This is a genomic window from Streptomyces sp. NBC_01013 (assembly GCF_045162765.1).
Taxonomy (GTDB): Bacteria; Actinomycetota; Actinomycetes; order Streptomycetales; family Streptomycetaceae; genus Streptomyces.
In genome coordinates this window covers 2,338,709-2,364,172 of the sequence record NZ_CP108687.1, presented here as the reverse complement: position 1 = coordinate 2,364,172, position 25,464 = coordinate 2,338,709, and the positions used below count along the sequence as shown (strand labels likewise).

Here is a 25,464-nt window from a genome sequence, read left to right as displayed (position 1 = left end):
CAGACTGCTTCCGTGTCCTCGTTCGTCATGATTATTGGCAACAGGCGCGCCGGTCCGCAGTGATCGTCCCGTACCACCATGTACGGCACGGCCACCGTGCCCCAGACCCGCGCGCAGACCTCTCGCACCCGCGAGGGGTTTTTTGTTTTCCGGCCCTCACCACCGGCCGGGACGAGGCGCGCGGGATGATGGGGGCAAGTGGAGTCAGATCGTCCGGATCCACTCATCCGACAGGAGTCAGACCAGCATGACCACCAAGGCCAAGCCCACCGACGACAGTTTCCATGTCTTCGACACCACGCTGCGCGACGGTGCCCAGCGTGAAGGCATCAACCTGACGGTCGCGGACAAGCTGACCATCGCCCGGCACCTGGACGATTTCGGCGTCGGTTTCATCGAGGGCGGGTGGCCGGGCGCCAACCCCCGCGACACCGAGTTCTTCGCCCGCGCGCGCCAGGAGATCGAGTTCAGGAACGCCGAGCTGGTCGCCTTCGGCGCGACCCGCAGGGCCGGTGGCAAGGCGGCCGAGGACCCGCAGGTCAAGGCGCTGCTGGAGTCGGGCGCCCCGGTGATCACGCTGGTCGCCAAGTCGCACGACCGCCATGTCGAGCTCGCCCTGCGCACCACGCTGGAGGAGAACCTGGAGATGGTGCGCGACACCGTCTCCCACCTCGTCGCCCAGGGCCGCAGGGTCTTCGTCGACTGCGAGCACTTCTTCGACGGTTACCGCGCCAACGCCGAGTACGCCAAGGCCGTGGTCCGGGCCGCGTCCGAGGCCGGCGCCGACGTCGTCATCCTCTGCGACACCAACGGCGGGATGCTCCCGGCCCAGGTCCAGGCCGTCGTCGCCACCGTCCTGGCCGACACCGGCGCCCGCATCGGCATCCACGCCCAGGACGACACCGGCTGCGCCGTCGCCAACACCCTGGCCGCCGTCGACGCGGGCGCCACACACGTCCAGTGCACCGCCAACGGCTACGGCGAGAGGGTCGGCAACGCCAACCTCTTCCCCGTCGTCGCCGCCCTGGAGCTCAAGTACGGCAAGACCGTCCTGCCCGAGGGCGCGCTCGCCGACATGACCCGCGTCTCGCACGCCATCGCCGAGGTCGTCAACCTCACGCCCTCCACGCACCAGCCCTACGTCGGCGTCTCGGCCTTCGCGCACAAGGCCGGCCTGCACGCCTCCGCGATCAAGGTCGACCCGGACCTGTACCAGCACATCGACCCCGCGCTGGTCGGCAACACCATGCGGATGCTCGTCTCCGACATGGCGGGCCGCGCCTCCATCGAGCTCAAGAGCGTGGAGCTCGGCATCGATCTCGGCGGCGACCGCGAGCTCATCGGCCGTGTCGTCGAGCGGGTCAAGGAGCGCGAGCTCCAGGGCTACACCTACGAGGCGGCCGACGCCTCCTTCGAACTGCTGCTGCGCGCCGAGGCGGAGGGCCGGCCCCGCCGCTACTTCCGCGTGGAGTCCTGGCGGGCCATCGTCGAGGACCGCCCCGACGGCACCCACGCCAACGAGGCGACGGTGAAGCTCTGGGCCAAGGGCGAGCGCATCGTCGCCACCGCCGAGGGCAACGGCCCGGTCAACGCGCTCGACCGGGCGCTTCGCGTCGCGCTGGAGCGGATCTACCCGCAGCTCGCCAAGCTGGAGCTGGTGGACTACAAGGTCCGCATCCTGGAGGGCCGCACCGGCACCGAGTCCACCACCCGCGTCCTGATCACCACGGGCGACGGCCGGGGCGACTGGGCGACCGTGGGGGTCGCCGAGAACGTCATCGCCGCGTCCTGGCAGGCCCTGGAGGACGCGTACACCTTCGGGCTGCTGCGCGCCGGGGTCGAGCCGACCGAGTAGCGCGGACGCGCCTGGACCGCGGACCGGCTCTCCGGCCCGCGGTCCAGGCGTGTGCGACCCCTACTGCAGGTGCCACTTCTGGTTGGCCGCCCCCGTGCACGTCCAGATCTGGGTGCGGGCCCCGTTGGCCGTCGACTGGTCGGTCACGTCCAGGCACTTGTCCGCCGCCGTGTTGACGACGTCACCCGTGGCGGCGTTGTACGTCCAGCGCTGCGCAGAGGTGCCGTTGCAGGTGTACAGCTGTACCTTCGCGCCGTTCGCCGTCGAGCCCGACGCCACGTCCAGGCAGGCGCCGAGCGTACGGATGGAGCCGTCGGCCTGCACCGTCCACCGCTGGTTGGCGCCGCCCGTGCAGTCCCAGAGCTGGACGGGCGTGCCGTCGGCGCCGGTGTTGCCCGTGGCGTCGAGGCACTTGCCACCGGGGCCGGACAGGGCGCCCGACGAGGCATCCGCACCCGACTGCGTCCCCGACCAGGTGAACGTCGCCGACGTGCGGGCGGGCAGCGAGTAGGTGAACTTCTGACCGCCCCAGTTGACCGTCACCTGCTGGGCGGAGCCGCCCCCGTTGTACGCGATCAGCGCCTTCGAGCCGTCCGGGTTGCGCCAGGCGACGTTGGGCACGGCGGAACTGGCCGTGGAGGAGATCCGGGAGGCTCCCGGGCGGACGTACTTCGTCAGGTGGCCCATCGTGTAGTACTCGATGGTGTAGTCGACCTGTCCGCTCCTGCCGTCCCCGTTGTGCACGGTGATCAGCCCGTCGCAGGTACCGCAGCCACCGTTGTGCGGGCCGCGGTTCTGGTCCACCGCCAGGGACCACTTGGTCACCGACTTCGCCCAGTTGCGGGTGTAATCGATGATGTTCATCATGTCTTCGCGCTGCTGGTCGGCGATCCAGGTGCCGCCCGAGTGCTCGGTCTGGAACGCGTCCATCGACGGGTACTGGTTGTGCACCGTCGTCTGCTTGGCGATGTCACCGCCGTACCCGTGCCACGCCACTCCGCCGAAGTTGGGGTGGTTGCGCACCGCCGCGTCGTCCACGGTGGCCGCGGCGTACGCGTCGTAGGTGTCCCAGTTCCAGTCATGCGCGAGCACCTTGGTGGCGAGCCCCGCCGATGCCAGCTTCGGCAGCAGCTCGCTCTTGGTGAAGTAGGCCAGCCCGGAGCCGTTCCAGCTCATCGAGGGATAGCCGCCGCAGCACGTCGGCTCGTTCTGCGCGGTGACGTAGTCGACCGGAACCCCCTGATCCCGGTAGGCCTGGAGGTACTTCACGAAGTAGTCGGCGTAGGCGCCGTAGTTCTCCGCCTTGAGCCAGCCGCCGTTGAGCTGTCCGCTGTCCTTCATCCAGGCCGGAGCGGTCCACGGGGACGCCACCGTGGTCAGCGCCGGGTTGAGCTGCTTGGCCTGTTTCGTCAGCGGCAGTACGTCCTCCAGATCGTGTGCGATCGAGAAGTGCGAAAGGGACGGGTCGGTCTGCCCGGCGGGCAGGTCGTCGTACGTGTAGCCGTACCGCGCCAGGTCCGAACCGCCCATCGGGTTGCGCACGAACGACAGCCCGATGCCCTCCGTGGGCGAGAACAGCTTCTTCATCGTGGCATCGCGGGTCGCCTGGCTCAGCGCCCCGCTGCTCTTCATCAGATACGCCGCAGTGTCGGTGAACGAGGCTCCGCCACCGGTGAACGTCTGGTAGCGGGTGTTCTCGTCGACGGTGATGTTCGTGCCGCCGCCCCCGTTCCCGGCCCCGAACGAGACCGGGTTCTGCACCTCCAGGCCCCGGGTGACGTGACGGCCGCCGGAGTCGTCGGTGGTGGTCAGGGCGATGTTCACCGTCTCGCCCGCGGCCTGCGCCGTACCGGACGAGAGCCCGGTGAGGCCGGCGGTCGTGAGCACTGCGGCGAGCAGCGCCCTGGCCGCCCTTCCTGAACGGATCATGGCTGATGCCTTCCTCGGCGGGAGCGTGGGGGACGTGCCGTCGGACGACACGGGAGTGAACTGCTCTTACGTGCCCACGTCAAGAGGTTGTGCGTTCAGGACTTGAACGCAAGCGCGTTCCGAGCCGCTTCGGAGGATGGGTACGGACCAATCTCGGTGTGAAGTATTGACGGTCATGTTCCGGCGGGGTTAACTCACGCCACCAACGCCGGTACCGGTTCCGGAACCGGTTGCGGTACCGGTTCCACAGCCGCTCGTTCGCTCTGTCCTGTTGTGTCCTGGAGGCCCCCGATGCGTGTCACCATCGCTGATGTCGCCCGCGAGGCCGGCGTCAGCAAGACGACCGTCTCCAGGGTCATCAACACCAAGGGCGAAGTGGACGGTTCGACGGCCGCCCGTGTTCGTGAAGTGATCGCACAGCTCGGCTACGTACCCAGCTCGGGCGCCGTCGGTCTGGCCCGCGGCAGCAGCCGCACGGTCGGCATGCTGGTGCCCTCGCTGACCTGGCCGTGGATGGGCGAGCTGCTCCAGGGCGTCGTCGACACGGTCGAGGCCGCCGACTACGGGCTGCTGCTCTTCACCTGCAACCGCGGGGCGGAGTCCGTGGAGCGCTTCACCAGCCAGGTGTCGGCGCGGGCCTTCGACGGACTGGTCGTGGTCGAACCCGAGAACACCCTCGACCACCTCACCGCACTGCACCGCGACGGCCTGCCGATCGTGCTGATCGACGATCGCGGCCACCACCCCGAGTTCCCCTCCGTCGTGACCACCAACCACGAAGGAGGCGCGTCGGCCGCCCGCCATCTGCGGGATGCCGGCCGCACCAGGCCCATGGTCATCACGGGGCCCCAGGACTTCGGCTGCGTACGCGACCGGCTGGAGGGATTCGTCTCCGTCCTGCCGACCGATCTCGTCGTCCGCGGAGACTTCACCGAGCGCTGCGGCCGGCTGGCCGTGGAGGAACTCCTCGCCTCCGGCGCAGAGTTCGACTCGGTCTTCGCTCACAACGACATCACCGCAGCAGGAGTGCTGCGGGCGCTGCGCGCCGCGGGACGGACCGTGCCCGGCGACATCGCGGTGGTCGGTTTCGACGACATCCCGATGGCCGAGCACACCGAACCGCCCCTGACCACCGTGCGTCAGCCCACCCGGCAGATGGGTGAGACGGCCGCACGGATGCTCCTCTCCCACCTCGGCGGCACACCCGTACCCGACGCACCGCTCGTGCTGCCCACCGAACTGGTCGTGCGCCACTCGGCGCCCTAGCGCTGCGGCCCCCGGCCCGCACGCACCCGCACCACCCGTACCGCCCGTACGTACCCGCACCGCCCGTACCCGGCGCGCCGAGCGCTGCCCGTTTCCGGATCTCCCAGACCCGCCAGTCCCTCCTGGAGTCGTTATGTCCGCACGCCGTCACACGCTCAGAGCGGCCGCGCTCGCCACCGCGGTGGTCGCGCTCGCCGCCGGCTGTTCGTCCGCCAACTCGAACCACAACAAGGGCGGCGGCTCGGCCGCCTCGGGCGTGCTGAACATCGGCAAGCCCGACGGGCCGCAGACGAACAACAGCAACCCGTTCCTGAACACCTCGGCGGGCGCCACCCTCGGCTACCGCTGGATGATCTACGAGCCGCTGGCGATGACGAGCCAGATCCGGCCGTCGGCGAAGGCCGACCCGTGGCTGGCGACGGACTGGACGTGGGACCTCAACTTCACCAAGGTCACCTTCACCCTCGACCCCCGGGCCAAGTGGGCCGACGGCAAGCCGCTGACCGCCGACGACGTCGCGTTCACCTTCAACCTGCTGAAGAAGCACCCGGCCCTCAACGCCGACGGCATCGCGTGGGGCGGGGTCAAGGTGCAGGGCAAGAAGGTCGTCCTGACCTTCGACGACTCGCAGTACGTCAACCAGAACAAGATCATCCAGCAGTACATCGTGCCGAAGCACATCTGGGAAGGCGTCAAGAGCCCGGAGACCTGGCCCAACCGCACGCCGGTCGGCTCGGGCCCGTACAAGCTGAAGACGTTCACCCCGCAGACCACCACGCTGACCGCCACGCCCACCTACTGGAAGGGCACGACGAAGGTCAAGGAGCTGCGCTACAGCACCTACAACGACAACAGCGCCGCCACCACCGCGCTGGCCAGCGGCAAGCTGGAGTGGTCGTTCGTCTTCATGCCGAACTACAAGCAGCTGTTCATCTCCAAGGACCCGAAGAACCACAAGCTGTGGTTCCCCTCCGGGCTCGGCATCCACGGCCTGTGGTTCAACACCGCCCGCAAGCCGTTCGACAACCCGGCGCTGCGCAAGGCCATGGCGATGGTCGTCGACCGCAACGCGATCTACACCCAGGCCGAGGCGACCCTCTACCCGGAGATCACCAACCCGACCGGCATCCCGCTGCCCGCCGGCAAGTCCTTCATCGCCTCCGAGTACCAGAACGCCACCACCAAGCCGGACGTCGAGGGCGCCAAGAAGGTCCTGGAGAAGGCCGGCTTCACGCTCAGCGGCGGTGTGCTCAAGGACCCGAGCGGCAAGCCGGTGAAGCTGACCTTCACCGACCCGGCCGGCTGGAACGACTACATCACCGGTCTGGCGATCATCAAGGACAACATCAAGAAGATCGGCATCGAGGCCAAGGTCAAGACGCAGACCGCCGAGGCCTGGGGCGCGGACGTGGCCAACGGCAACTTCGACGCCACCCTGCACTGGACCAACAGCGGCGCCACCCCGTACGACATGTACCAGAACATCATGGACGGCGCGCTGCTCCAGCCCATCGGCAAGCCCTCCCAGCAGGGCAACTTCGGCCGCTTCAAGAGCACCGAGGCGACCGAGGCGCTGAAGGACTTCGCCGGTGCCACGACGGACACCGCCCGTACCGCTGCGATGAACACCCTGCAGAAGATCATGGTCGAGCAGGCGCCGGTGATCCCGACGGCCGCCGCCCCCATCGGGGCCGAGTACTCCACCAAGAACTGGGTGGGCTGGCCCACCGAGGCCGACCCGTACGCCGACCCGCAGCACACCCAGCGCTCGGCGCTGGAGATCGTGCTGAAGCTCAAGCCGTCGAAGTAGGGCCGTCGGGCCCATGGGGGGCGGTGCAGCGGGTCCGGTCACGCACGTCTGACGCACAGTCGTCCGTCACCGTGGCCCGCCACGCCGCCCTCCTCCGCCTCGCAGCCGCGCCACCCAGCCCCGCCCTTCTCCCACCCCCCATCTGCCCGACGGCCCCCCAGGGATCCAGGTACCGGCCATGTCTGAACAGCTCGAAAAGAACCACGTCGTGCTCGAAGCACGCGGAGTCACCAAACACTTCGCCGTACGGCGCACCGGCCGCGATCTCCTCGCAGGCAAGCGCCGCAGCGTCCACGCCGTCGACGACGTCTCGCTGCGGCTGCGGCGCGGCACCGTCACGGCGCTGGTGGGGGAGTCGGGCTCCGGGAAGTCCACCGTCGCCAGACTGCTCGCCCAGCTGTATCCGCTCACCGAGGGCGAGATCCACCTGGACGGTCAGGAGGTGAAGGCCGGACGTGGCCGGTCCTTCCGCAGTTACGTACGCCAGGTCCAGCTCATCTTCCAGGACCCGTTCGCCTCGCTGAACCCCGTGCACACCGTGCGCTACCACCTCACCCGCGCCCTGAAGATCCACGGCAGGGCGGGCAGCGGCGAGGCGGAACTGGAACAGAACCTGACGGCTCTGCTGAACCGTGTCCAGCTGACTCCTCCTCATCAGTATCTGGACAAGTTCCCGCACGAGCTGTCGGGAGGTCAGCGCCAGCGCGTGGCCATCGCCCGCGCGCTCGGCGCCGACCCCCAGGTCCTCCTCGCCGACGAGCCCGTCTCGATGCTGGACGTCTCCATCCGGCTCGGGGTGCTCAACCTGCTCAAGGACCTCAAGGACCGCATGCACCTCGCGATCCTCTACATCACCCACGACATCGCGTCCGCCCGCTACTTCGCGGACACCACGCTCGTGATGTACGCGGGCCGGATCGTCGAGGGCGGTGACAGCGAGACCGTCACCCAGCACCCTGCCCACCCCTACACCCAGCTGCTGATCGCCTCGGCGCCCGACCCGGACCGGGTCGTCGACGAGGAGGAGCAGGAGGAGACCGGCAGCGGTGAGCCCCCCTCGCTCATCGACCCGCCGGCCGGCTGCCGCTTCCACCCCCGCTGCCCCAAGGCGATGGAGCGCTGCCGCACCGAACTGCCGCCCCGCTTCGACCTTGCCGACGGCCAGTGGGCCGCCTGCTGGCTGTACGACGGCTCCGCCGGCGCGGCACCCACCGACGACCACGAGAAGGAGGCTGCGAAGTGAAGTACCTGCTCCAACGGCTCGCCTTCTACTTGGTCACCGCCTGGGCCGCCATCACCATCAACTTCCTCATCCCGCGCATGATGCCCGGCGACCCGGTGCAGGCACTCATAGCCCGCTTCCAGGGCCAGCTGGACACCAGCGCCATCGCCTCGCTCAAGGCCCTGTTCGGCCTCGACAAGAAGCAGTCAATCTGGCAGCAGTACACCGACTACTGGTCGCACCTGTTCCACGGCGACCTCGGGCTCTCCTTCACCTTCTTCCCCACCCCGGTGAGTGAGGTCATCGCCCAGTCGCTGCCGTGGACGCTCGCGCTCGTCGGCATCACCACGCTGATCAGTTTCGTGCTCGGCACCGGCATCGGCGTCTTCACCGGCTGGCGGCGAGGTTCGTGGATGGACAGCCTGCTGCCCGTCACCACGTTCATCTCCGCGATCCCGTACTTCTGGCTCGGCCTCATCGCCATCTCGCTCTTCGCCGTGAAGTGGCCGCTCTTCCCGGCCGCCGGGGGCTACGACAACTCGCTCGTGCCCGCCTTCGACTGGCCGTTCATCTCCAGCGCGATCTACCACGGGGCGCTGCCCGGCCTCACGATCGTGCTCAGCGCGGTGGCCGGCTGGATCCTCGGCATGCGCAACATGATGGTGACGGTCTCCTCCGAGGACTACGTCATGGTCGCCCAGGCCAAGGGACTCTCCGAGCGCCGGGTCATGTTCGGGTACGCGGCCCGCAACGCGATCCTCCCCAATATCTCCGGCTTCGCCCTCTCGCTCGGCTTCATCGTCGGCGGCACGCTCCTGGTGGAGATGGTCTTCTCCTACCCGGGCATCGGCTACCAGCTCTTCCAGGGCGTGGGAGCCAAGGACTACCCCCTCATGCAGGGCGTCTTCCTGATCATCACGCTCTCCGTCCTCGCGGCGAACCTCCTCGCCGACGTGCTCTACATGCTCCTCGACCCCCGTACCCGAAGGGAGGCCTAGTGCCTCTCGTCCAGAGCATGCCGGGCTCGCGGGGTCCGGCACGCGCCAGTGCGGCGTCGTCGTCGGCCGCCACCTCCCCCACGGCCCTGAGAGGCAGGGGGGGACCCCCTTCGCGTCGGCTCGTTCCTCCGCCTTGCCGCTGCACGCACCAGACCTCGCTCCCTGTCCGGCCTGCTCCGAACGAGAGGCACTAGCTCATGGCCGTCACCGCCACCGAGGTCGCCGTACTCGACGCGACCGAGACCCCCGCAGCGAGCAAGCGCAAGTTCCGCTTCCTGCGCGGCCGCAAGACCGTCGTCGGACTCTGCATCCTGCTCTTCTTCGTGCTGATCGCCGTCATCGGCCCGTGGATCGCTCCGTACGATCCCGACACGATGAGCAACGCCCTGCTCCAGCCGCCCTCCGGGTCCCACTGGTTCGGCACCACCCAGACCGGCCAGGACGTCCTCTCGCAGATCCTCGTCGGCACCCGCGGCGTCCTCGTCGTCGGATTCATCGCCGGGATCATCGCCACGATCCTGTCCGTACTGATCGGCGTCAGCGCAGGATTCCTCGGCGGCACCGCCGACGAGGTGCTCTCGCTGCTGTCCAACGTCTTCCTGGTCATCCCCGGACTGCCGCTGATCATCATCATCGCGAGCTTCGTCTCCGACACCGGCGACCTGCTGATCGCCTTCGTCATCGCCCTGACCTCCTGGGCCTGGGGCGCCCGGGTGCTGCGTGCCCAGACACTGTCGCTGCGCCGCCGGGACTACGTCGAGGCGGCCCGCGCCACCGGCGAGTCGACGTGGCGGATCATCTTCTTCGAGGTGCTCCCCAACCTGACGGCCGTGATCGCCTCCGGGTTCGTCGGCACGGTCATCTTCGCGATCCTCTCCGAGATCACCCTCGCCTTCATCGGTGTCGCCGACATCTCCAACTGGAACTGGGGGACCGTCCTGTTCTGGGCGCAGTCCAACCAGGCCCTCGCCCAGGGTGCGTGGTGGTGGTTCGTCCCGGCCGGGCTCTGCATCGCCCTGCTCGGCATGTCGCTCGCCCTCATCAACTTCGGCATCGACGAATTCGTCAACCCGCGCCTGCGCACCGAGACCGGCGGCTCCCGGAAGGTCCGCATGCGCGTCGGCTTCACGCCCGTGGCCCGTACCGCCGCGGTCCCGTCCGCGCGCGGCCGGCGCCACCGCACGCACGACAAGGAGTCCCGCTCATGAACGAGCCCGTCCTCACCATCAGCGGCCTCAACGTGGACTACGGGACCGGCGCGGACGCCGTACACGCGCTTCGCGACATCGACCTCACCCTGCACCGCGGTGAAGTCCTCGGCCTCGCGGGCGAGTCGGGCTCCGGCAAGTCCACCCTGGCGTACGCCGTCACCCGGCTGCTCTCGCCGCCCGGCGTGATCACCGGCGGCGAGGTGCACTACCACCAGCGCGACGGCGATGCGCTCGACCTGCTGACCCTGTCGGCGCCCGAACTGCGCGCCTTCCGCTGGCAGGAACTGTCGATCGTCTTCCAGGGCGCGATGAACTCGCTCAACCCGGTGCACACGGTTCACAGCCAGCTCACCGACGTCCTCCAGGCCCACCGCCCGGAGATGCGCAAGGCAGACCGGACCGCGCGGGCCAAGGAACTGCTCAACCTGGTCGGCATCTCCGCCGACCGGCTGGGCGCCTACCCGCACCAGCTCTCCGGCGGCATGCGCCAGCGCGTGATGATCGCGATGGCCCTCGCCCTGGAGCCCGAGATCGTCATCATGGACGAGCCCACGACGGCGCTCGACGTCGTCATGCAGCGCCAGATCCTGCGCCAGCTCGTCAAGCTCCGCGAGGAACTCGGGTTCTCCGTCGTCTTCATCACGCACGACATCTCCCTCCTCATCGAGTTCTCCGACCGCATCGCGATCATGTACGGCGGCCGGATCGTCGAGGAGGCCGGCGCGGCCGACATCTACCGCGACCCCCACCACCCGTACAGCGACGGGCTGCTGCACTCCTTCCCCGCGCTGCACGGCCCCCGCCGCGAACTCAGCGGCATCCCGGGCTCGCCCCCGCACCTGTCGGCGATGCCGGCCGGCTGCGCCTTCCACCCCCGCTGCGCCAAGAAGGTCGAGGACTGCGACAGCCGCGTCCCGGTGCTCGCCGCGCCGGACGGGGGTGACGGCTCCCGCTCGGTGGCCTGCTGGCTCCACAAGGAAGCCCCGGCCCCGGCCGCCGCCCGCTCGTAGAGCCGTACGCACCCGCACACCACAGGAGAACCATGAACCTCGTCACCCCCCAGGCCTACGCGCGCGAACTCGCCGCCCAGGCCGTACCCGGTCTGCCGGCCGACTTCCGGTGGGGCGTCGCCACAGCCGCCTACCAGATCGAGGGAGCGGCGGCCGAGGACGGCAGAACGCCGTCGATCTGGGACACGTACTGCCGGGTGCCGGGCATGGTCGTCCGCGGCGAGAACGGCGATGTGGCCTGCGACCACTACCACCGGATGCCCGAGGACGTACGGCTGATCGCCGGCCTGGGCGTCGACACGTACCGCTTCTCGCTGGCCTGGCCCCGCATCCAGCCCGGCGGCCGGGGCCCCGCCAACGCCAAGGGCCTGGACTTCTACAAGCGCCTGGTCGACGAGCTGGAGGCCAAGGGCATCACCCCGTGGATCACGCTCTACCACTGGGACCTCCCGCAGGAGCTGGAGGACGCGGGCGGCTGGCCTGCCCGCGACACCGCCTACCGGTTCGCCGAGTACGCCGCCCTCGCCTACGACGCCCTGGGCGACCGGGTGAAGCACTGGACCACACTGAACGAGCCGTGGTGCTCGGCCATGCTCGGATACGCGTACGGCAATCAGGCCCCCGGCCGGAAGAACTTCGGCGAGGCGATCCACGCCGTCCACCACCTTCTCCTGGGCCACGGCCTCGCCTCGCAGTACATGCGGGAGCAGTCCGCCACACGCGGCAACGCGCTCGAACTCGGCATCACCCTCAACCTCGGCACCGCCACCCCCGAGACCGGGAGTCACGAGGACGCCGAGGCCTGCCGCCGCGCCGACGGACTCGGCGCCCGCCTCTACCTGGACCCCGTCGTCAAGGGCGCCTACCCCGAGGACATCGTCACCGACCTCGCCGCGCAGGGCATCGAACTCCCCGTCCGGGACGGCGACCTGGCGGCCATCTCCACCCCGCTGGACGTCCTCGGCGTCAACTTCTACCGAGGCTCGCTCTTCTCCGGTGTCACCGAGGACGGTGCGACGACGGACACCGACGGGCTGCCCGTCACCCGCGTCGTCGAACGCGACCTGCCGCGCACCGCCATGGACTGGGAGATCACCCCCACCGCTCTCACCGACCTGCTCGTCCGGCTGGAGAACGACTACGGTCTGCCGACGGTCATCACCGAGAACGGCGCCGCCTTCGACGACATCGTCTCAGCGGACGGCGAGATCCACGACGCCGACCGCACCACGTATCTCGCCGACCACATCGCCGCCGTCGCCGCCGCCCGCGCACAAGGGGCCGACGTCCGGGGGTACTTCGCCTGGTCGCTGATGGACAACTTCGAGTGGTCCTACGGCTACGACAAGCGGTTCGGCATCGTCCGCGTCGACTACGACACGCAGGAGCGGACGCTCAAGGACAGCGCCAAGTGGTACCGCGACACCATCCGCCTCACCCGCGACGCATAGGGCGTGCCCGGCCGCGCCCGCGCGCGTGGTCGCGCAGCCCCCTGGATACGAACGGGAGCCCCACCGTGCCCTCTCGTACAACTCTGGCAGCCACCACCGCCGCTCTGATCGCCCTCGCCGCCCCCATGGCCTTCGCCGGCCCGGCCCCCCGGCCGGCGGCGCAGGTCGCGGCGTGGGACACCGACCGGGCAGCCGCCGCTCACGCCGCAGACCCCGGCGCGGTCACCGCGTCCGGCAGCGAGAACGGTTCCACCGGACCGGGAGCCGCCGCCGACGGCGACGGTGCCACCCGCTGGTCCAGCGACTTCGCCGACGGCGCCTGGATCCGCGTCGACCTCGGCTCCGTCATCCGGATCAGCCAGGTCACCCTGGACTGGGAGGCCGCCTACGGCAAGAAGTACGTCCTGGAGGTGTCCAGGAACGGCACCGACTGGACCACCTTCTACACCGAGGACGACGGCACCGGTGGCAGCGTCACCGCGCACACCTACCCGCAGGAGGTCACCGGCCGCTACGTCCGGATGCGCGGCATACAGCGCGCCACCGCCTGGGGTTACTCCCTCTACTCCTTCAAGGTGTACGGAGGGGAGCAGGCCCCCGCATCCACGACCCGCGCCAACCTCGCCCTGAACCACCCCGCGTACGGCAACCTCTACCAGCACGCGGGCAACTCACCGGCGTTCGTCACCGACGGCGGATGGCCGGCCGATCTCAAGGGCGACCGGTCGCGCTGGTCCAGTGACTGGAACGCGGACCGCTGGGTCGGTGTCGACCTCGGAGCCACCTCCACGATCGACACGCTCGACCTCTACTGGGAGGCGGCGTACGCCGTCGACTACCGGATCCAGGTCTCCGACGACAACCGCACCTGGCGCACGGTGTACCGGCCCTCCGCCGCCGAGGTCGCGGCCCGCCGCGCCGATGTGAAGGCGCCGGGGGAGGCCGCCGGGCGCCACGACACCCTCACCCTGCCCACCCCGGCGACCGGCCGCTACGTCCGGATGCTCGGCGTCGAACGCCGCTCCTTCTACAACCCCGCGCCCGCCACCGCCCAGTTCGGCTACTCCCTCTACGAGCTGCAGGTCTGGGGCACCGGAGGCAGTGCGAACGCCACCTACCCGGCCCTGCCCAAGGACCCCGGCGGTTCCTACGTCACCACCTTCTTCGACGACTTCACCGGCTCGGGCCTGGACCGCTCCAAGTGGCGGGTGGTGCGCACCGGTACGGAGATGGGCCCCGTCAACGGGGAGTCGCAGGCCTACGTCGACTCGACGGACAACATCCGCACCGAGAACGGCGCCCTCGTCCTGGAGTCGAAGTACTGCAAGGCGTGCACCCCCACACCCAACGGCACCTTCGACTTCACCTCCGGCCGGGTCGACACCAACACCACGTTCGACTTCACCTACGGCAAGGTCAGCGCCCGTATGAAGCTGCCGGTCGGCGACGGCTTCTGGCCCGCCTTCTGGATGCTCGGCAGCAACGTCGACGACCCGTCCGTCTCCTGGCCCGGATCGGGCGAGACGGACATCATGGAGAACATCGGCTACGGCGACTGGACCAGCTCCGCGCTGCACGGCCCCGGCTACTCGGCCGACGGCAACATCGGCAAGCAGCAGACCTATCCGAACGGCGGCCGCGCCGACGAGTGGCACACCTACGGCGTCGAGTGGACGCCCGAGGCCATGACGTTCACCGTCGACGACCGGGTCGTCCAGACGACGTCCCGCCAGAAGCTGGAGTCCACCCGTGGCCAGTGGGTCTACGACCACGACCAGTACGTGATCCTCAACCTGGCCCTCGGCGGCGCGTATCCCGCCGGATGGAACAAGGTCACCCAGCCCTACTGGGGTCTGCCGCAGTCCAGCGTCGACCGCATCGCGCAGGGCGGTGTCAAGGCGGAGATCGACTGGGTGCGGGTCGAACAGAAGAAGTAGCGCCCCCGCCCCGGACCGAAGCTCCCGCACCGGCCCCCGCAGAAACGTCACCCCCCGGTCCCACCCGCACCCCGCGCGGCACAGCACCGCACCCGCTGTCCGCGCGCGGTCACCGTACGAAGGAGCCGCACATGCCACCACGCACCCGTCACCGGGCGAGACCCGCGACGGCCGCACTGGCCGCCGCCACGGTCCTGGCCGGTCTGCTCGCCGGGGCCGTCCCCAGCGCGTCCGCGGCCGACGAACCGGCGCCCCTCGCCGTCGACCGGTTCGAGGGCGAGGTGCCCTTCGCCAACCAGCCCGCCGAGGGCATCTTCACCTGGGGCGGCGACGCCGACGACCCGCCCACCCTCGCCCTGAAGGAGCGCGCGGACGCCCCCGAGGGCTCCAAGGTCCTCGAAGGCACCTACGACATCAGCGGCTACGGCGGGCTCAGCCACGACTACGCCGCCGACCAGCCCGCCCACGACTGGTCCGCCCACAAGGGCATCCGCTTCTGGTGGTACGGCCAGAACACCGCACCCCTGCCGCCCGGTTCGGGCAAGAAGATCAGCTTCGAGATCAAGGACGGCGGCGCCAACGGCGAGGCCTCCGAGCTCTGGACCACTTCCTTCACCGACGACTGGGAGGGCTGGCACCAGGTCGAGATCCCGTTCGCGGACTTCACCTACCGCGGCGACTACCAGCCCGTCGGCGGCATCGACCAGGTGCTCGGCCTGAACGAGATGTGGGGCTACGCCCTCACCCTGCCGCCCGGAGCCCCCGGCGCGTTCGCCATGGACGGCGTGGAGCTGTACGGCAAGGCCGACGCCGCGCTGAAGGCGAGCGTCGTCACCGACGCGGCCGTGCACCCCGTCAAGCAGGGCGAGACCGCCGACATCGACCTCGCCGTCTCCACCACCGGCACCGGATCGCTCCCGCTGGACGAGCCCGTCACCGTCGCGTACGAGACCAAGGGCGGCAGCGGAGACTCCGGTACCGACTACGCACCGGTCAGCGGCACGTACACCTTCCCCGCGGGCACGGCCTCCGGTACCACCCACCGGGTCTCCGTCACCACGAAGAAGGTCGCGGGCGCCGCGTCCGCGAAGACGGTCCCGCTCGAACTGACCGTCACCGGCGCCAGGCCGCCGAAGGAGAACCCGCAGGTCGTCATCGACGCCCACGGGCTGCCGTACCAGAACCCGAAGCTGCCGGTGAAGCAGCGCGTCGCCGACCTGCTCGCCCGGATGTCGCCCGCCGAGAAGGCCGGCCAGATGACGCAGGCGGAGCGCAACGCTCTCTCCTCGCAGGGTGACATCGCGACGTACGACCTCGGCTCGCTGCTCTCCGGCGGCGGCTCGGTGCCGACACCCAACACGGCCGCGGCCTGGGCCAAGATGGTCGACGCCTACCAGCTGCGCGCCCAGGCGACCCGCTTCCAGATCCCGCTGATCTACGGTGTGGACGCGGTGCACGGCCACAACAACGTGATCGGCTCGACGATCATGCCCCACAACGTCGGACTCGGAGCGACCCGCGATCCGAAGACGGTCGAGAAGACCGGCGCGGTCACCGCGAACGAGGTGCGCGCCACCGGCATCCCGTGGGACTTCGCCCCCTGTCTCTGCGTCTCGCGCGACGACCGCTGGGGCCGCGCCTACGAGGCGTACGGCGAGGACCCGGCACTCGTGGAGTCCCTGGAGACGGTGATCCAGGGCATGCAGGGCGCCGCGTCCGGCAAGGACCTCGACCGCAACGACAAGGTGCTGGCCACCGCCAAGCACTACGTCGGCGACGGCGGCACGGAGTACGGCTCCTCGACCACCGGCTCCTACCCCATCGACCAGGGCGTCACCAAGGTCACCCGGCAGGAGCTCGAAGCGGTCCACCTCGCCCCGTTCGCCGACGCCGTCAAGCGGGGTGTCGGCACGGTCATGCCGTCGTACTCCTCGCTCGACATCCTCGGCGACGACGAGGGCCCGGTGAAGATGCACGCCAACGCCGAGATGATCAACGGTGTGCTGAAGGACCGGATGGGCTTCGAGGGCTTCGTCATCAGCGACTGGCAGGCGATCGACCAGATCCCCGGCGACTACGCGAGCGACGTCCGCACCTCCGTCAACGCCGGACTCGACATGATCATGGTGCCGACGGCGTACAAGGACTTCACGAAGACGCTCCAGGCAGAGGTCACCGCGGGCCGCATCACCCAGGCCCGGATCGATGACGCGGTCTCCCGCATCCTGACGCAGAAGTTCAAGCTGGGCCTGTTCGAGAAGCCGTACGCCGACACGTCCAACCTGGACAAGGTCGGCTCGGCCGAGCACCGCGCCGTGGCCCGCGAGGCCGCAGCCAAGTCCCAGGTGCTGCTGAAGAACGACGGCGGCGTGCTGCCGCTGAAGTCCTCGCAGAAGGTGTACGTCGCCGGCTCCAACGCCGACGACATCGGCAACCAGGCCGGCGGCTGGACCGTCAGCTGGCAGGGCTCGTCCGGCCCCATCACCCCGGGCACCACGATCCTGTCGGCCATGAAGAAGGACGCCGCCTCGGTCACGTACTCCAAGGACGCGTCGGCCGCCACGGACGGCTACGACGTCGGTGTCGTGGTCGTCGGCGAGACCCCGTACGCGGAAGGGATCGGCGACGTCGGCAACGGCCACGACCTGGAACTGTCCGCCGCCGACAAGGCCGCGGTCGACAAGGTCTGCGCCGCGATGAAGTGCGCCGTCCTGATCGTCTCCGGCCGCCCGCAGTTCATCGGCGACCGGCTCGGCGACGTCGACGCCCTGGTGGCCTCGTGGCTGCCGGGCACCGAGGGCGACGGCGTGGCCGACGTGCTCTTCGGCAAGCGGGCCTTCACCGGTCAGCTGCCGGTGACCTGGCCGAAGTCCGAGTCGCAGCTCCCGATCAACGTGGGTGACGCGGCGTACGACCCGCAGTTCCCGTACGGCTGGGGCCTCACCACGCTGAAGAAGCCCCCGGCCGGCGGCGAGCTCACGCTCGGCGCCCTCGCGCTGGCCGCCCAGGTCGCGGAGCGGACCGGCCTCGGCCGGACGGACGTGGGCCGGACCATCGTCGGCCAGGCCCGGCTGCTGGTCCAGCAGAAGATCGGCGGGAAGCTGACGGAAGCGGTGTCCAAGCCCTTCGCCGACGCCGACCACCTGCTGCTGACCGGTGACCTGACCGGTGCGGTGGCGAAGCTGAGGGCGGCCTACCGGGCCGCCTGACGTGCGGGCGCGGGCGGGTGGACGGTGCAGATGCCGCCCACCCGCCCGCGACGCATTTCTCACCCGTCTGGGTTAGTTTCGAAGTATGCGGAACAGAGCGTTCCCGGCTTTCCTGGTCCCGGCTCTCCTGGCGGGACTGTTCCTCGTGCTGTCGGCGGCCGCCCTGCTCCTGGCCCCAGCCGCTCCGGCCGCGACCGGGGCCTCCACCGTCGACGACGTCGCCCAGGCTCTGCGCAAGGGCCCGGTGTACGTCGATCCGGCGGCGGCCGGCCAGCTCTCCCGGAGCCAGGCCGACGCCCTGACGAAGAAGATCAAGGACGCCGACAAGCCGGTCTTCGTGGCCGTGCTTCCGCGGAGTTCCGCCTTCCCCGAGAACAGCGTGCTGCGCACCGTGCGCACCGACACCGGGATCACCGGCGTCTACGCGATCCGCCTGGGCGACGGCTTCAACGCAGGCGCCGACCCGCAGGTGATGTCGCGGCAGGCGGTCCAGAACCTCACCGCGGCCGTGAAGACCCCCGGCGCGGACACGTCCGCCGCGACCCAGCTGAACGCGTTCGTCGACCGGGCCGTCGAACAGGCCCGGGGCCACGCCCCCGGTTCCTGGGGCGGCGGCTCGTCGTCCGGCAGCGGTTCGTCCGCAGCCGGCCTGATCGCGGTGGGCGCGGTGGTGGTCATCGGGGGCGCGGGGGCTTACACGATCGTGCGCCGCAACCGCAAGCGCAAGGAGGCCGAGGAGCAGGCCGCCCTGGACAAGCTCCGGGTCGTCGTGGACGAGGACATCACGGCGTACGGGGAGGCCCTGGACCGGCTCGACTTCCACCCCGCGGAACCGGGCGCCGACGACACGATGCGCGCCGACTACGAACGGGCCCTCGACGCCTACGAGACCGCCAAATCCCGGATGGCCCACGCCCGGCGCCCCTCGGACGTGCGCGGGGTGACCCAGTCCCTGGAGGACGGACGCTTCTCGCTCGCCGTCCTCGACGCCCGCCGTACCGGCGTCGAGCTCCCCGCCCGTCGGCCTCCGTGTTTCTTCGACCCGCGCCACGGTCCCTCGGTGGCCGACGTCCGCTGGACCCCCTCGGGCGGTTCCGCCCGCGAGGTCCCGGTCTGCGGCGCGGACGAGGTGCGGCTGCGGAGCGGCGAGGACCCCATGAGCCGCACCGTGGACGTGGGCGACGGCAGCAGGCGCCCCTACTGGGAGGCCGGCCCGGCCTACGGCCCCTGGGCGGGTGGCTACTTCGGCGGCGGCCTGCTCCCGGGCCTGCTGGTCGGCACCATGCTCGGCTCGATGCTCTCCACCCCGGCGTACGCGTCGGAGTACGGCGGCGGCGACTTCGGCGGCGGCGACTTCTCCGGCGGTGACTTCTCCGGCTCCGACTTCGACTCGTCCGGTTTCGGCGGGGGCGGGTTCGGCGACGGCGGCGGCGGGTTCGGTGACGGGGGCGGATTCGGCGGGGGCGGTGACTTCGGGGGCGGGGGCTTCTGAGCAGGCGGCCCGACCAGAGGGGAAGCCTCGCAAGGCCGGGCCGGGCCGGGCCGGGCCGGGTGGGGCAGGGGCAGCCCTGCGGCGTCAGCCTCGGCGGACCGCCCCCCGCGCGGGGACCGGCTGATCAGCCGTCGATCTCGTACTGGCCGACCGTCCGGAAGTGCCGCAGCGCCTCGGGGCTGCCGTCGTCCAGGACCACCTGGATCGCGTCGTACATGGCGTCGCTGATGTCCGGGTTCGCGAGCATGCGGACGATGTAGACGGAGTCGTCCTCGGCCTGGGCGAGCCGGTATCCGGTCCACCGGAAGGAGCTCAGGGCTTCGGGGGTGTAGGCGTCGAGTGCGTCGTTGGCCTCCCGGATCACCCTCTTGTCGCCGCTCTGCGTGGCGACGAACAGGATGCGGGAGACGGCGACGGCGTCGTCCTCGGCCTGGGCGCGGGCGTACCCCGTCTCCAGGTAGGCGCGCAGGGTTTCGGGGGTGCGGGTGTCGAGGAGGTCGTTGACCTCGCGGATCACCCTCTTGTCGCCGTTGCGCGTGGCCGCGTCGAGGACGCGGAGGGCCGTGACGGTGTCGTCCTCGGCCTGGGCCGTGCGACAGCCCGTCTTCAGGAAGGCGCGCAGGTCGTCCACCGTGCCGCCCAGGGCTTCTTCGGCCTCGCGCGTGACGCCCTTGCCGGCGTTCTCGTCCGCGAGGATGCCCTGGATCGCGGCGCGGAGTTCGCCCTCCGTCATCTCGTCGACCGGAGTGCCGGTGCCGGTGCCGGACGGGAGGGCCGGGCAGGCGGTGGCCGGCGTGGGTGTGACGGGGGTGGTGGACGTAACCGATGTGGCCCGAGCAGACGCGTCGGTGGCGAAAGCCGGCGTGGTGAAGAGGAGCGCGGGCATCAGAGCGGTGGCGGCTGTCAGCAGGGCGGCGCGGGTCGTTCTCATGGATGTGCCTCCGGAATCGGGTGGTCCGTCGGTATGAAGGTCCCATGGGCCGCCCGTCCGGATCAAAGCGTCCGACCGGCAAGGAACGGACGGCAACTGCTGCCGGTCCCACCCCTGTTGCCGGCGCCGGCCGGGACCGGTGAGGTGACCGGCCGGTCCTGCGCCCGGTCCGGACCATCCCGCGCGACGCCGCGTGCTCACCTCGACGGTGCGCGATGACTTCCGGGCGGCGTGGCAGTCTCCATTCCCGTACCCCCGAACCGTGATCCACGAGGAGACAGTCACATGCGCATCGTCATCAGCGAGTTCATCAGCCTGGACGGCGTCGTACAGGCGCCGGGCGGGGCCGAGGAGGACACGGACGGCGGCTTCGCCCACGGCGGCTGGTCGCACCCGTTCTTCGACCCGGAGGTCGTGGGCGGCTCCTTCAACGACGCGATGAAGGGGGCCGAAGCGCTGCTGTTCGGCCGCCGCACCTGGCAGACGATGGCCGCGGCGTGGCCCGAGCGGGCCGGCGACCCGTTCGCCGACCGGATGAACGCGATCGCGAAGTACGTCGTGACAGGCACCCTGGGCGACGCCGACCTCACATGGAGCAACACCGAACGCGTTCCCGGCGAGGAGTTCACCGGGCGTATCCAGGAACTGCGCGAGAAGGACGGCGGCGACCTGCTGGTGATGGGCAGCCCCACCCTCGTACGCAGCCTGCTGACCGAGGGTCTCGTCGACGAACTCCGCCTCGTGATCATGCCGGTGCTGCTCGGCGGCGGAAAGTCGATCTTTCCACAGGACGGCGGGCTGCGCACGCTGGAACTGGTCTCGCACGCCACGAGTGACGCGGGCGTGCAGGTGTGCACGTACCGGACGGTGGCGAAGGGGTAGGGCCTGTTTCGAAAGTAGCGCCGAGCAGGCGGGACTTTCGAAACACACCCTGGTCCGCAGGGGTACGTGGCCGCGGCCCCGTACCCCTGCGGCGCAGGCCCCCGGGTCAGCGACGGCCCGTGTGCGCGCGCTCGAACGCGGCGAAGGCGGTCTCCTGACGCCACTGGGTCGCGGCCTTCGGGTTGTCGGCGAGGTAGCGGGCGCAGCGAGGCTCCGGCCGGCCGCCGCCGGGCCGGCTGCCGGCGCAGGCGGGGACCGGGCGGTAGCCGGACGGGGCGGAGCCGGCGGCCCACAGGCTGCGGCCGTCGCGGAAGGCGTACTCCAGCGAGGCGCGGGCGAGGTCCTTCAGAGTGGTGTAGTCGAGGTCGTAGGTCCTGGCGGCGTACTGGTACTCGTGGCTGATGTCGATCCGCGAGACGCCCGGGTCGTCGGTGGACAGGACCACCGGGACGCCGTAGCGGCGGTAGGCGTTGAACGGATGATCGGCGCCCGCGATGCCGAGGATCTGCTTGTTGCTGGAGAACGGAACCTCGACCGCGACCTGGCGCCGTGCCATGGTCCGGGCGAGCTGCCGCCAGTCGTCCTCGTGGACGAGGTCGACGCCGTGTCCGATGCGTTCGGCCCCGGCGACGCGCACGGCCTCGTTGATGTGGAAGGTCAGGTCCTCGGGCTTGACCAGGCCGGGAGCCAGCTCACCGGCGTGCAGGGTGAGGTGGGCGCCCGGGTACTGGCCCCGCAGGTACTTCAGCATCCGCATCTGGAGGCCGTAGTTGCTCAGCGAGCTGTCCCAGTCCTCCGGCTGTACGAGGTTGACGGCGACGAACCTCGGATCGCGCTCGGCCAGCCGCATGCCGACCGCCATCTGCGTGAACACCCGTGCCGGTGAACTGCCCCGGGAGACCTGGGAGATCCAGCGGACGGGGAGCCTGCAGCCCGGGTCGGGCCGGGCGGTGTCGCAGTGCGCGGTCGCCCGGAACTGCGCGTTGGCGTCGTCCGCCTCCTGGACCGCCTCGCTCACGACCCGGTCGAGCTGACCGCCGGCCTTGAGCTTGCGGTGGAAGGCGGCCAGGTCGGCGTCGTAACCCACCGCGTCGGCAAGCTTCTTGGCGCTGTCCGACGCGGGAGTGACCATGGTCTCCAGATAGAACTGGTTCTGCTCCACCACGGTGTTGGCCACATTGGCAAGCAGCTTGCCCCGGTCCCACGTCGCCAGACCGAACTTGCCGAACGTGTCGAAGAAGTGGTCGTGCCCGGACTGATCGGCGGGGAAGTCCTGCATGGACCAGGCCCGGATGATCTGCTGCCGGAACGCGGTGTCCGTCCGCGCGTCTGCGGCGGGCCTCGTGCCCGGGCCGCAGGGCGGCGCCACGGCCGTCATCGTCGCGTCGATGCACAGGCCCCTGTCGATCGCGAGCTTGATCAGGTACTCGGTGGTGGCCGCGCCCGACAGGTGGTTGTGGAGGTCGCCCCCCTTGGGCAGGTCCTTGAAGAAGGCCTTCAGCGCGGTGGGCCTGCCCTGCAGGGAGTCGAGGTACGCGGCGGTCCTGCGCTCGGCCGGGGTCACGGCGCGGGGTGACACGTCGTTCACGGGGGCGGCTGCAGCCGGGACAGCCGGGAGCAGCGTCAGCAGGGCGAGCGCGCCGCCGAATCCGGCCACGAGCGGGGACTTGGGACGGCTTGCCGTCCGATGGGTAGAGATCACCGCCGAATGATCGCGCCCGGAAGGATCATTTATCCCTCGAACCACGTCTCTGACCCGAAACGTCCACCCGATCGAGTGCGCAGTACTGGCCGTCAGTTCGGAAAACTTCTGTCACGTGCCGCTTGTTTGTACAGCTCACCGGGACGGAGATTGGTCTGGACCACTAATGAAGCGTGAAGACTATTTACCGAGCGCGCGCTCCTGTGGCTCACTATGACGTGTTCGCGACAACTGGACGCGCGTAGACCTTGGAGGAAAGCGCGCGGGCGGAGGGGGCCGGTCCCAGGAACGGCCCCCCCGCCAAGCAGGAGAACGCACTCCCCCCACAAGCAGGAGGCCGCCATGTTCCCCCGGAGTATTTCCCTCAAGCCCGCCCAGAAGAGACTCACCGTGGCCGGTGTCATCGGTACGAGCGCCGCGCTGCTGCTCGGTCTGATGTCCGGCACCGCGTCGGCGGCCCCCGTGCCGGACCACCACGTGCCCTACGGCAAGGGATACATGGGCGTCGGCTACGTCCAGGACGGCAAGGACTTCAAGCCGGACACCCGGCAGCTGCATCTCGATGCCGGAGCGGACGCCGAGCTCAAGGCGAACCCCGTGGGCATCGACGTGTCCAGCTGGCAGGGGGGAATCAACTGGAGCTCGGTCCGGGGCGCGGGCATCGAGTTCGCCTGGATGAAGGCGACCGAGGGCCTGACGTACAAGGACCCGACGTTCAGCGCCAACTACCTGAACGCCTACAACGCGGGCGTGATCCGGGGCGCGTACCACTACGCGCGGCCGGACGTCTCCGGCGGCGCCGCCCAGGCGGACTTCTTCGCGAGCAACGGTGGCGCCTGGTCCCGCGACAACCTGACGCTCCCCGGCGTGCTGGACATCGAGGGAACCTGCTACGGCTATTCCCAGGCCGCCATGCGCCAGTGGGTCCTCGACTTCTACAACACGTACAAGGCCCGCACGGGCCGGGACGTCGTGATCTACACCAGCCCGAGCTGGTGGAACTCCTGCACCGGCGGCTGGAGCGGCATGTCCGCCCTCAGCCCGCTGTGGGTCGCGCACTGGACCTCCGCCACCAGCCCCAGCATTCCGTCGGGCTTCCCGTACTGGACGGTCTGGCAGTACACCTCCACCGGCTCGGTGAGCGGTGTCTCGGGCAACGTCGACCGCGACCGCTTCAGCGGTGACCGCTCACGACTGCTGGCCCTGGCCAACAACACCCCGTGACGGTGGATGCCGCTACGCGTCGCCCCCTCCCGGGCGTGGCTTCCCCGTGAGGGGGCGAGGGCCGGAGCGTTCGTCCCCGGCCGCTCCGGCCCTCGCGTTCCCTCCCGTGGTGCTGCCCGGTTCCACGGCAGTCCGCAGTTCGCGAAGGAGTACGTCATGCGCTCGACACCACCCCTCAGCAGGCGCGCCGCGCTGATCGCCGGAACCGCGGCCCTGGCCGCGGGGCTGGGGCCGGCAACCGCTTCGGAAGCGGCCGTGCGGATGCCCGAGGGTTCGAGTCCCCGCGTCGCCGCCCTGTCCCCCCAGCAGCGCGCCGGGCAGTGCGTCATCCACTCCTACCCCGGCCTCACACCCCCCGCCTCCCTGATGAACGCCATCAAGGAAGGCCGCACGGCCGGTGTGATCTTCTTCGGGGAGAACATCCAGAACCTGACCCAGATCGAGAGCGTCATCCAGTCGATGAACGCGGCGCACGCCTCGTCCCCCGTGAAGACCCCGCTGCTCCTGATGACCGATCAGGAAGGCGGCATGATCCGACGTCTGCCCGGGGAGCCCGTCATGTCGGCCAAGGACGTCGGTGCCTCCGCCGACCCGCACCAGTGGGCCGACTTCACCGGCAGCGGCGCGGGGATGAACCTCGCGGGGATCGGCATGAACGTCAACCTCGCGCCGGTCCTCGACGTCTACCGCCAGAACGGCGACTTCACCGACCAGTACGAGCGGTCGTACAGCAAGTCCGCCGCCGCCGTGGCCGGTTGCGGCTCGACGTTCATCACCGCTCAGCAGGGCGTCGGTGTCGCCGCCACCGCCAAGCACTTCCCGGGTCTCGGCCCCGCGTCCGCGAGCCAGAACACGGACGTCCGCCCCGTCACCATCACCACGTCCGCGGCCACCCTGCGCAGCGTGGACGAGGCACCGTACCGGGACGCCATCGCCGCCGGCACCAAGCTCGTCATGCTGTCCTGGGCCGTCTACACGGCCCTGGACTCCAGCCGCCCCGCCGGTCTGTCCCCGACGGTCGTCGGCGAACTGCGCAACCGGCTCGGCTACACCGGAGTCACGATCACCGACGCTCTGGAAGCCGGCGCCCTCCAGTCCTTCGGCACCACGTCGCAGCGCGCCGTCAAGGCGGCCGCGGCGGGCATGGACCTGGTGCTCTGCTCGTCGCGCAGCGTCTCCCAGGGCGACGAGGCGGTGACCGCCCTGAGCAATGCCCTGGCCTCCGGGGGCCTCGACGGTACGGCTTTCGACGCCGCCGCCGCGCGCGTCAACGCCCTTCGCGCCGGGCTGTAGCGGGCGGCCGCGGGCGGGGCGTCAGGGCTCGCTGGGTGGCGG

General features: G+C 70.1%; 17 protein-coding genes. 14 read left to right on the top strand and 3 right to left on the bottom strand.

Annotated features, from left to right (window positions below; genetic code table 11):
• The first annotated feature begins 247 nt into the window (after positions 1-247).
• On the top strand, positions 248-1,855 hold the full coding sequence (gene cimA / locus OG538_RS10035) for a citramalate synthase (protein WP_406092200.1): 1,608 nt from the start codon (positions 248-250) through the stop codon (positions 1,853-1,855).
• A gap of 60 nt (positions 1,856-1,915) precedes the next feature.
• Here cimA and OG538_RS10030 read toward each other — a convergent pair whose 3' ends face one another.
• Positions 1,916-3,784 (bottom strand): lectin, encoded by a 1,869-nt coding sequence (locus tag OG538_RS10030; RefSeq protein ID WP_406092198.1) that lies wholly within the window; start codon positions 3,782-3,784, stop codon positions 1,916-1,918.
• A 291-nt stretch (positions 3,785-4,075) separates the two neighbouring features.
• Between OG538_RS10030 and OG538_RS10025 the strand changes: the two genes are divergently transcribed.
• From OG538_RS10025 to OG538_RS09980, 10 genes are all read left to right on the top strand, one after another.
• Positions 4,076-5,050, top strand: a complete 975-nt coding sequence (locus tag OG538_RS10025) for a LacI family DNA-binding transcriptional regulator (RefSeq protein WP_406092196.1) — start codon at positions 4,076-4,078, stop codon at positions 5,048-5,050.
• Between the two features lie 133 nt (positions 5,051-5,183).
• Positions 5,184-6,860 (top strand): ABC transporter substrate-binding protein, encoded by a 1,677-nt coding sequence (locus OG538_RS10020; RefSeq protein WP_406092194.1) that lies wholly within the window; start codon positions 5,184-5,186, stop codon positions 6,858-6,860.
• 178 nt (positions 6,861-7,038) lie between these two features.
• Positions 7,039-8,103, top strand: coding sequence for an ABC transporter ATP-binding protein (locus tag OG538_RS10015; RefSeq protein WP_406092192.1), 1,065 nt, complete (start codon positions 7,039-7,041; stop codon positions 8,101-8,103).
• Entirely contained in the window at positions 8,100-9,080 is a 981-nt protein-coding gene (locus tag OG538_RS10010; protein ID WP_406092190.1) for an ABC transporter permease, read from the top strand. The genes OG538_RS10015 and OG538_RS10010 overlap by 4 nt, the downstream gene beginning before the upstream one ends.
• Before the next feature lie 197 nt (positions 9,081-9,277).
• Positions 9,278-10,288 (top strand): ABC transporter permease, encoded by a 1,011-nt coding sequence (locus OG538_RS10005; RefSeq protein WP_406092188.1) that lies wholly within the window; start codon positions 9,278-9,280, stop codon positions 10,286-10,288.
• Positions 10,285-11,301 carry an ABC transporter ATP-binding protein gene (locus OG538_RS10000; protein ID WP_406092186.1) on the top strand — a complete coding sequence of 339 codons (1,017 nt, stop codon included), beginning with the start codon at positions 10,285-10,287 and terminating at the stop codon, positions 11,299-11,301. The genes OG538_RS10005 and OG538_RS10000 overlap by 4 nt, the downstream gene beginning before the upstream one ends.
• 32 nt (positions 11,302-11,333) lie before the next feature.
• A complete protein-coding gene (locus OG538_RS09995) occupies positions 11,334-12,752 on the top strand; it encodes a GH1 family beta-glucosidase (protein WP_406092184.1) in 1,419 nt (472 codons plus the stop codon).
• A gap of 65 nt (positions 12,753-12,817) precedes the next feature.
• Positions 12,818-14,689, top strand: a complete 1,872-nt coding sequence (locus OG538_RS09990) for a discoidin domain-containing protein (RefSeq protein ID WP_406092182.1) — start codon at positions 12,818-12,820, stop codon at positions 14,687-14,689.
• A gap of 131 nt (positions 14,690-14,820) precedes the next feature.
• Positions 14,821-17,898, top strand: a complete 3,078-nt coding sequence (locus OG538_RS09985; RefSeq protein WP_406092180.1) for a glycoside hydrolase family 3 protein — start codon at positions 14,821-14,823, stop codon at positions 17,896-17,898.
• Positions 17,899-17,983: 85 nt separating this feature from the next.
• Complete coding sequence (locus OG538_RS09980; RefSeq protein WP_406092178.1) at positions 17,984-19,390, top strand: hypothetical protein; 1,407 nt, start codon at positions 17,984-17,986, stop codon at positions 19,388-19,390.
• A 124-nt stretch (positions 19,391-19,514) separates the two neighbouring features.
• Here the strand turns inward: OG538_RS09980 and OG538_RS09975 are convergent, their stop codons facing one another.
• The gene (locus tag OG538_RS09975) at positions 19,515-20,321 is read right to left on the bottom strand and encodes an ALF repeat-containing protein (RefSeq protein ID WP_406092176.1); all 807 of its coding nucleotides are present in this window, start codon (positions 20,319-20,321) and stop codon (positions 19,515-19,517) included.
• Between the two features lie 285 nt (positions 20,322-20,606).
• Between OG538_RS09975 and OG538_RS09970 the strand changes: the two genes are divergently transcribed.
• A complete protein-coding gene (locus OG538_RS09970; protein ID WP_406092174.1) occupies positions 20,607-21,203 on the top strand; it encodes a dihydrofolate reductase family protein in 597 nt (198 codons plus the stop codon).
• Positions 21,204-21,309: 106 nt separating this feature from the next.
• Here OG538_RS09970 and OG538_RS09965 read toward each other — a convergent pair whose 3' ends face one another.
• A complete protein-coding gene (locus tag OG538_RS09965; protein ID WP_406092172.1) occupies positions 21,310-22,905 on the bottom strand; it encodes an adenosine deaminase in 1,596 nt (531 codons plus the stop codon).
• Positions 22,906-23,247: 342 nt separating this feature from the next.
• Here OG538_RS09965 and OG538_RS09960 point away from each other — a divergent pair, with 342 nt between their 5' ends.
• Complete coding sequence (locus tag OG538_RS09960) at positions 23,248-24,129, top strand: GH25 family lysozyme (RefSeq protein WP_406092170.1); 882 nt, start codon at positions 23,248-23,250, stop codon at positions 24,127-24,129.
• A 156-nt stretch (positions 24,130-24,285) separates the two neighbouring features.
• Positions 24,286-25,422 (top strand): glycoside hydrolase family 3 N-terminal domain-containing protein, encoded by a 1,137-nt coding sequence (locus OG538_RS09955; protein ID WP_406092168.1) that lies wholly within the window; start codon positions 24,286-24,288, stop codon positions 25,420-25,422.
• Positions 25,423-25,464: the final 42 nt, after the last annotated feature.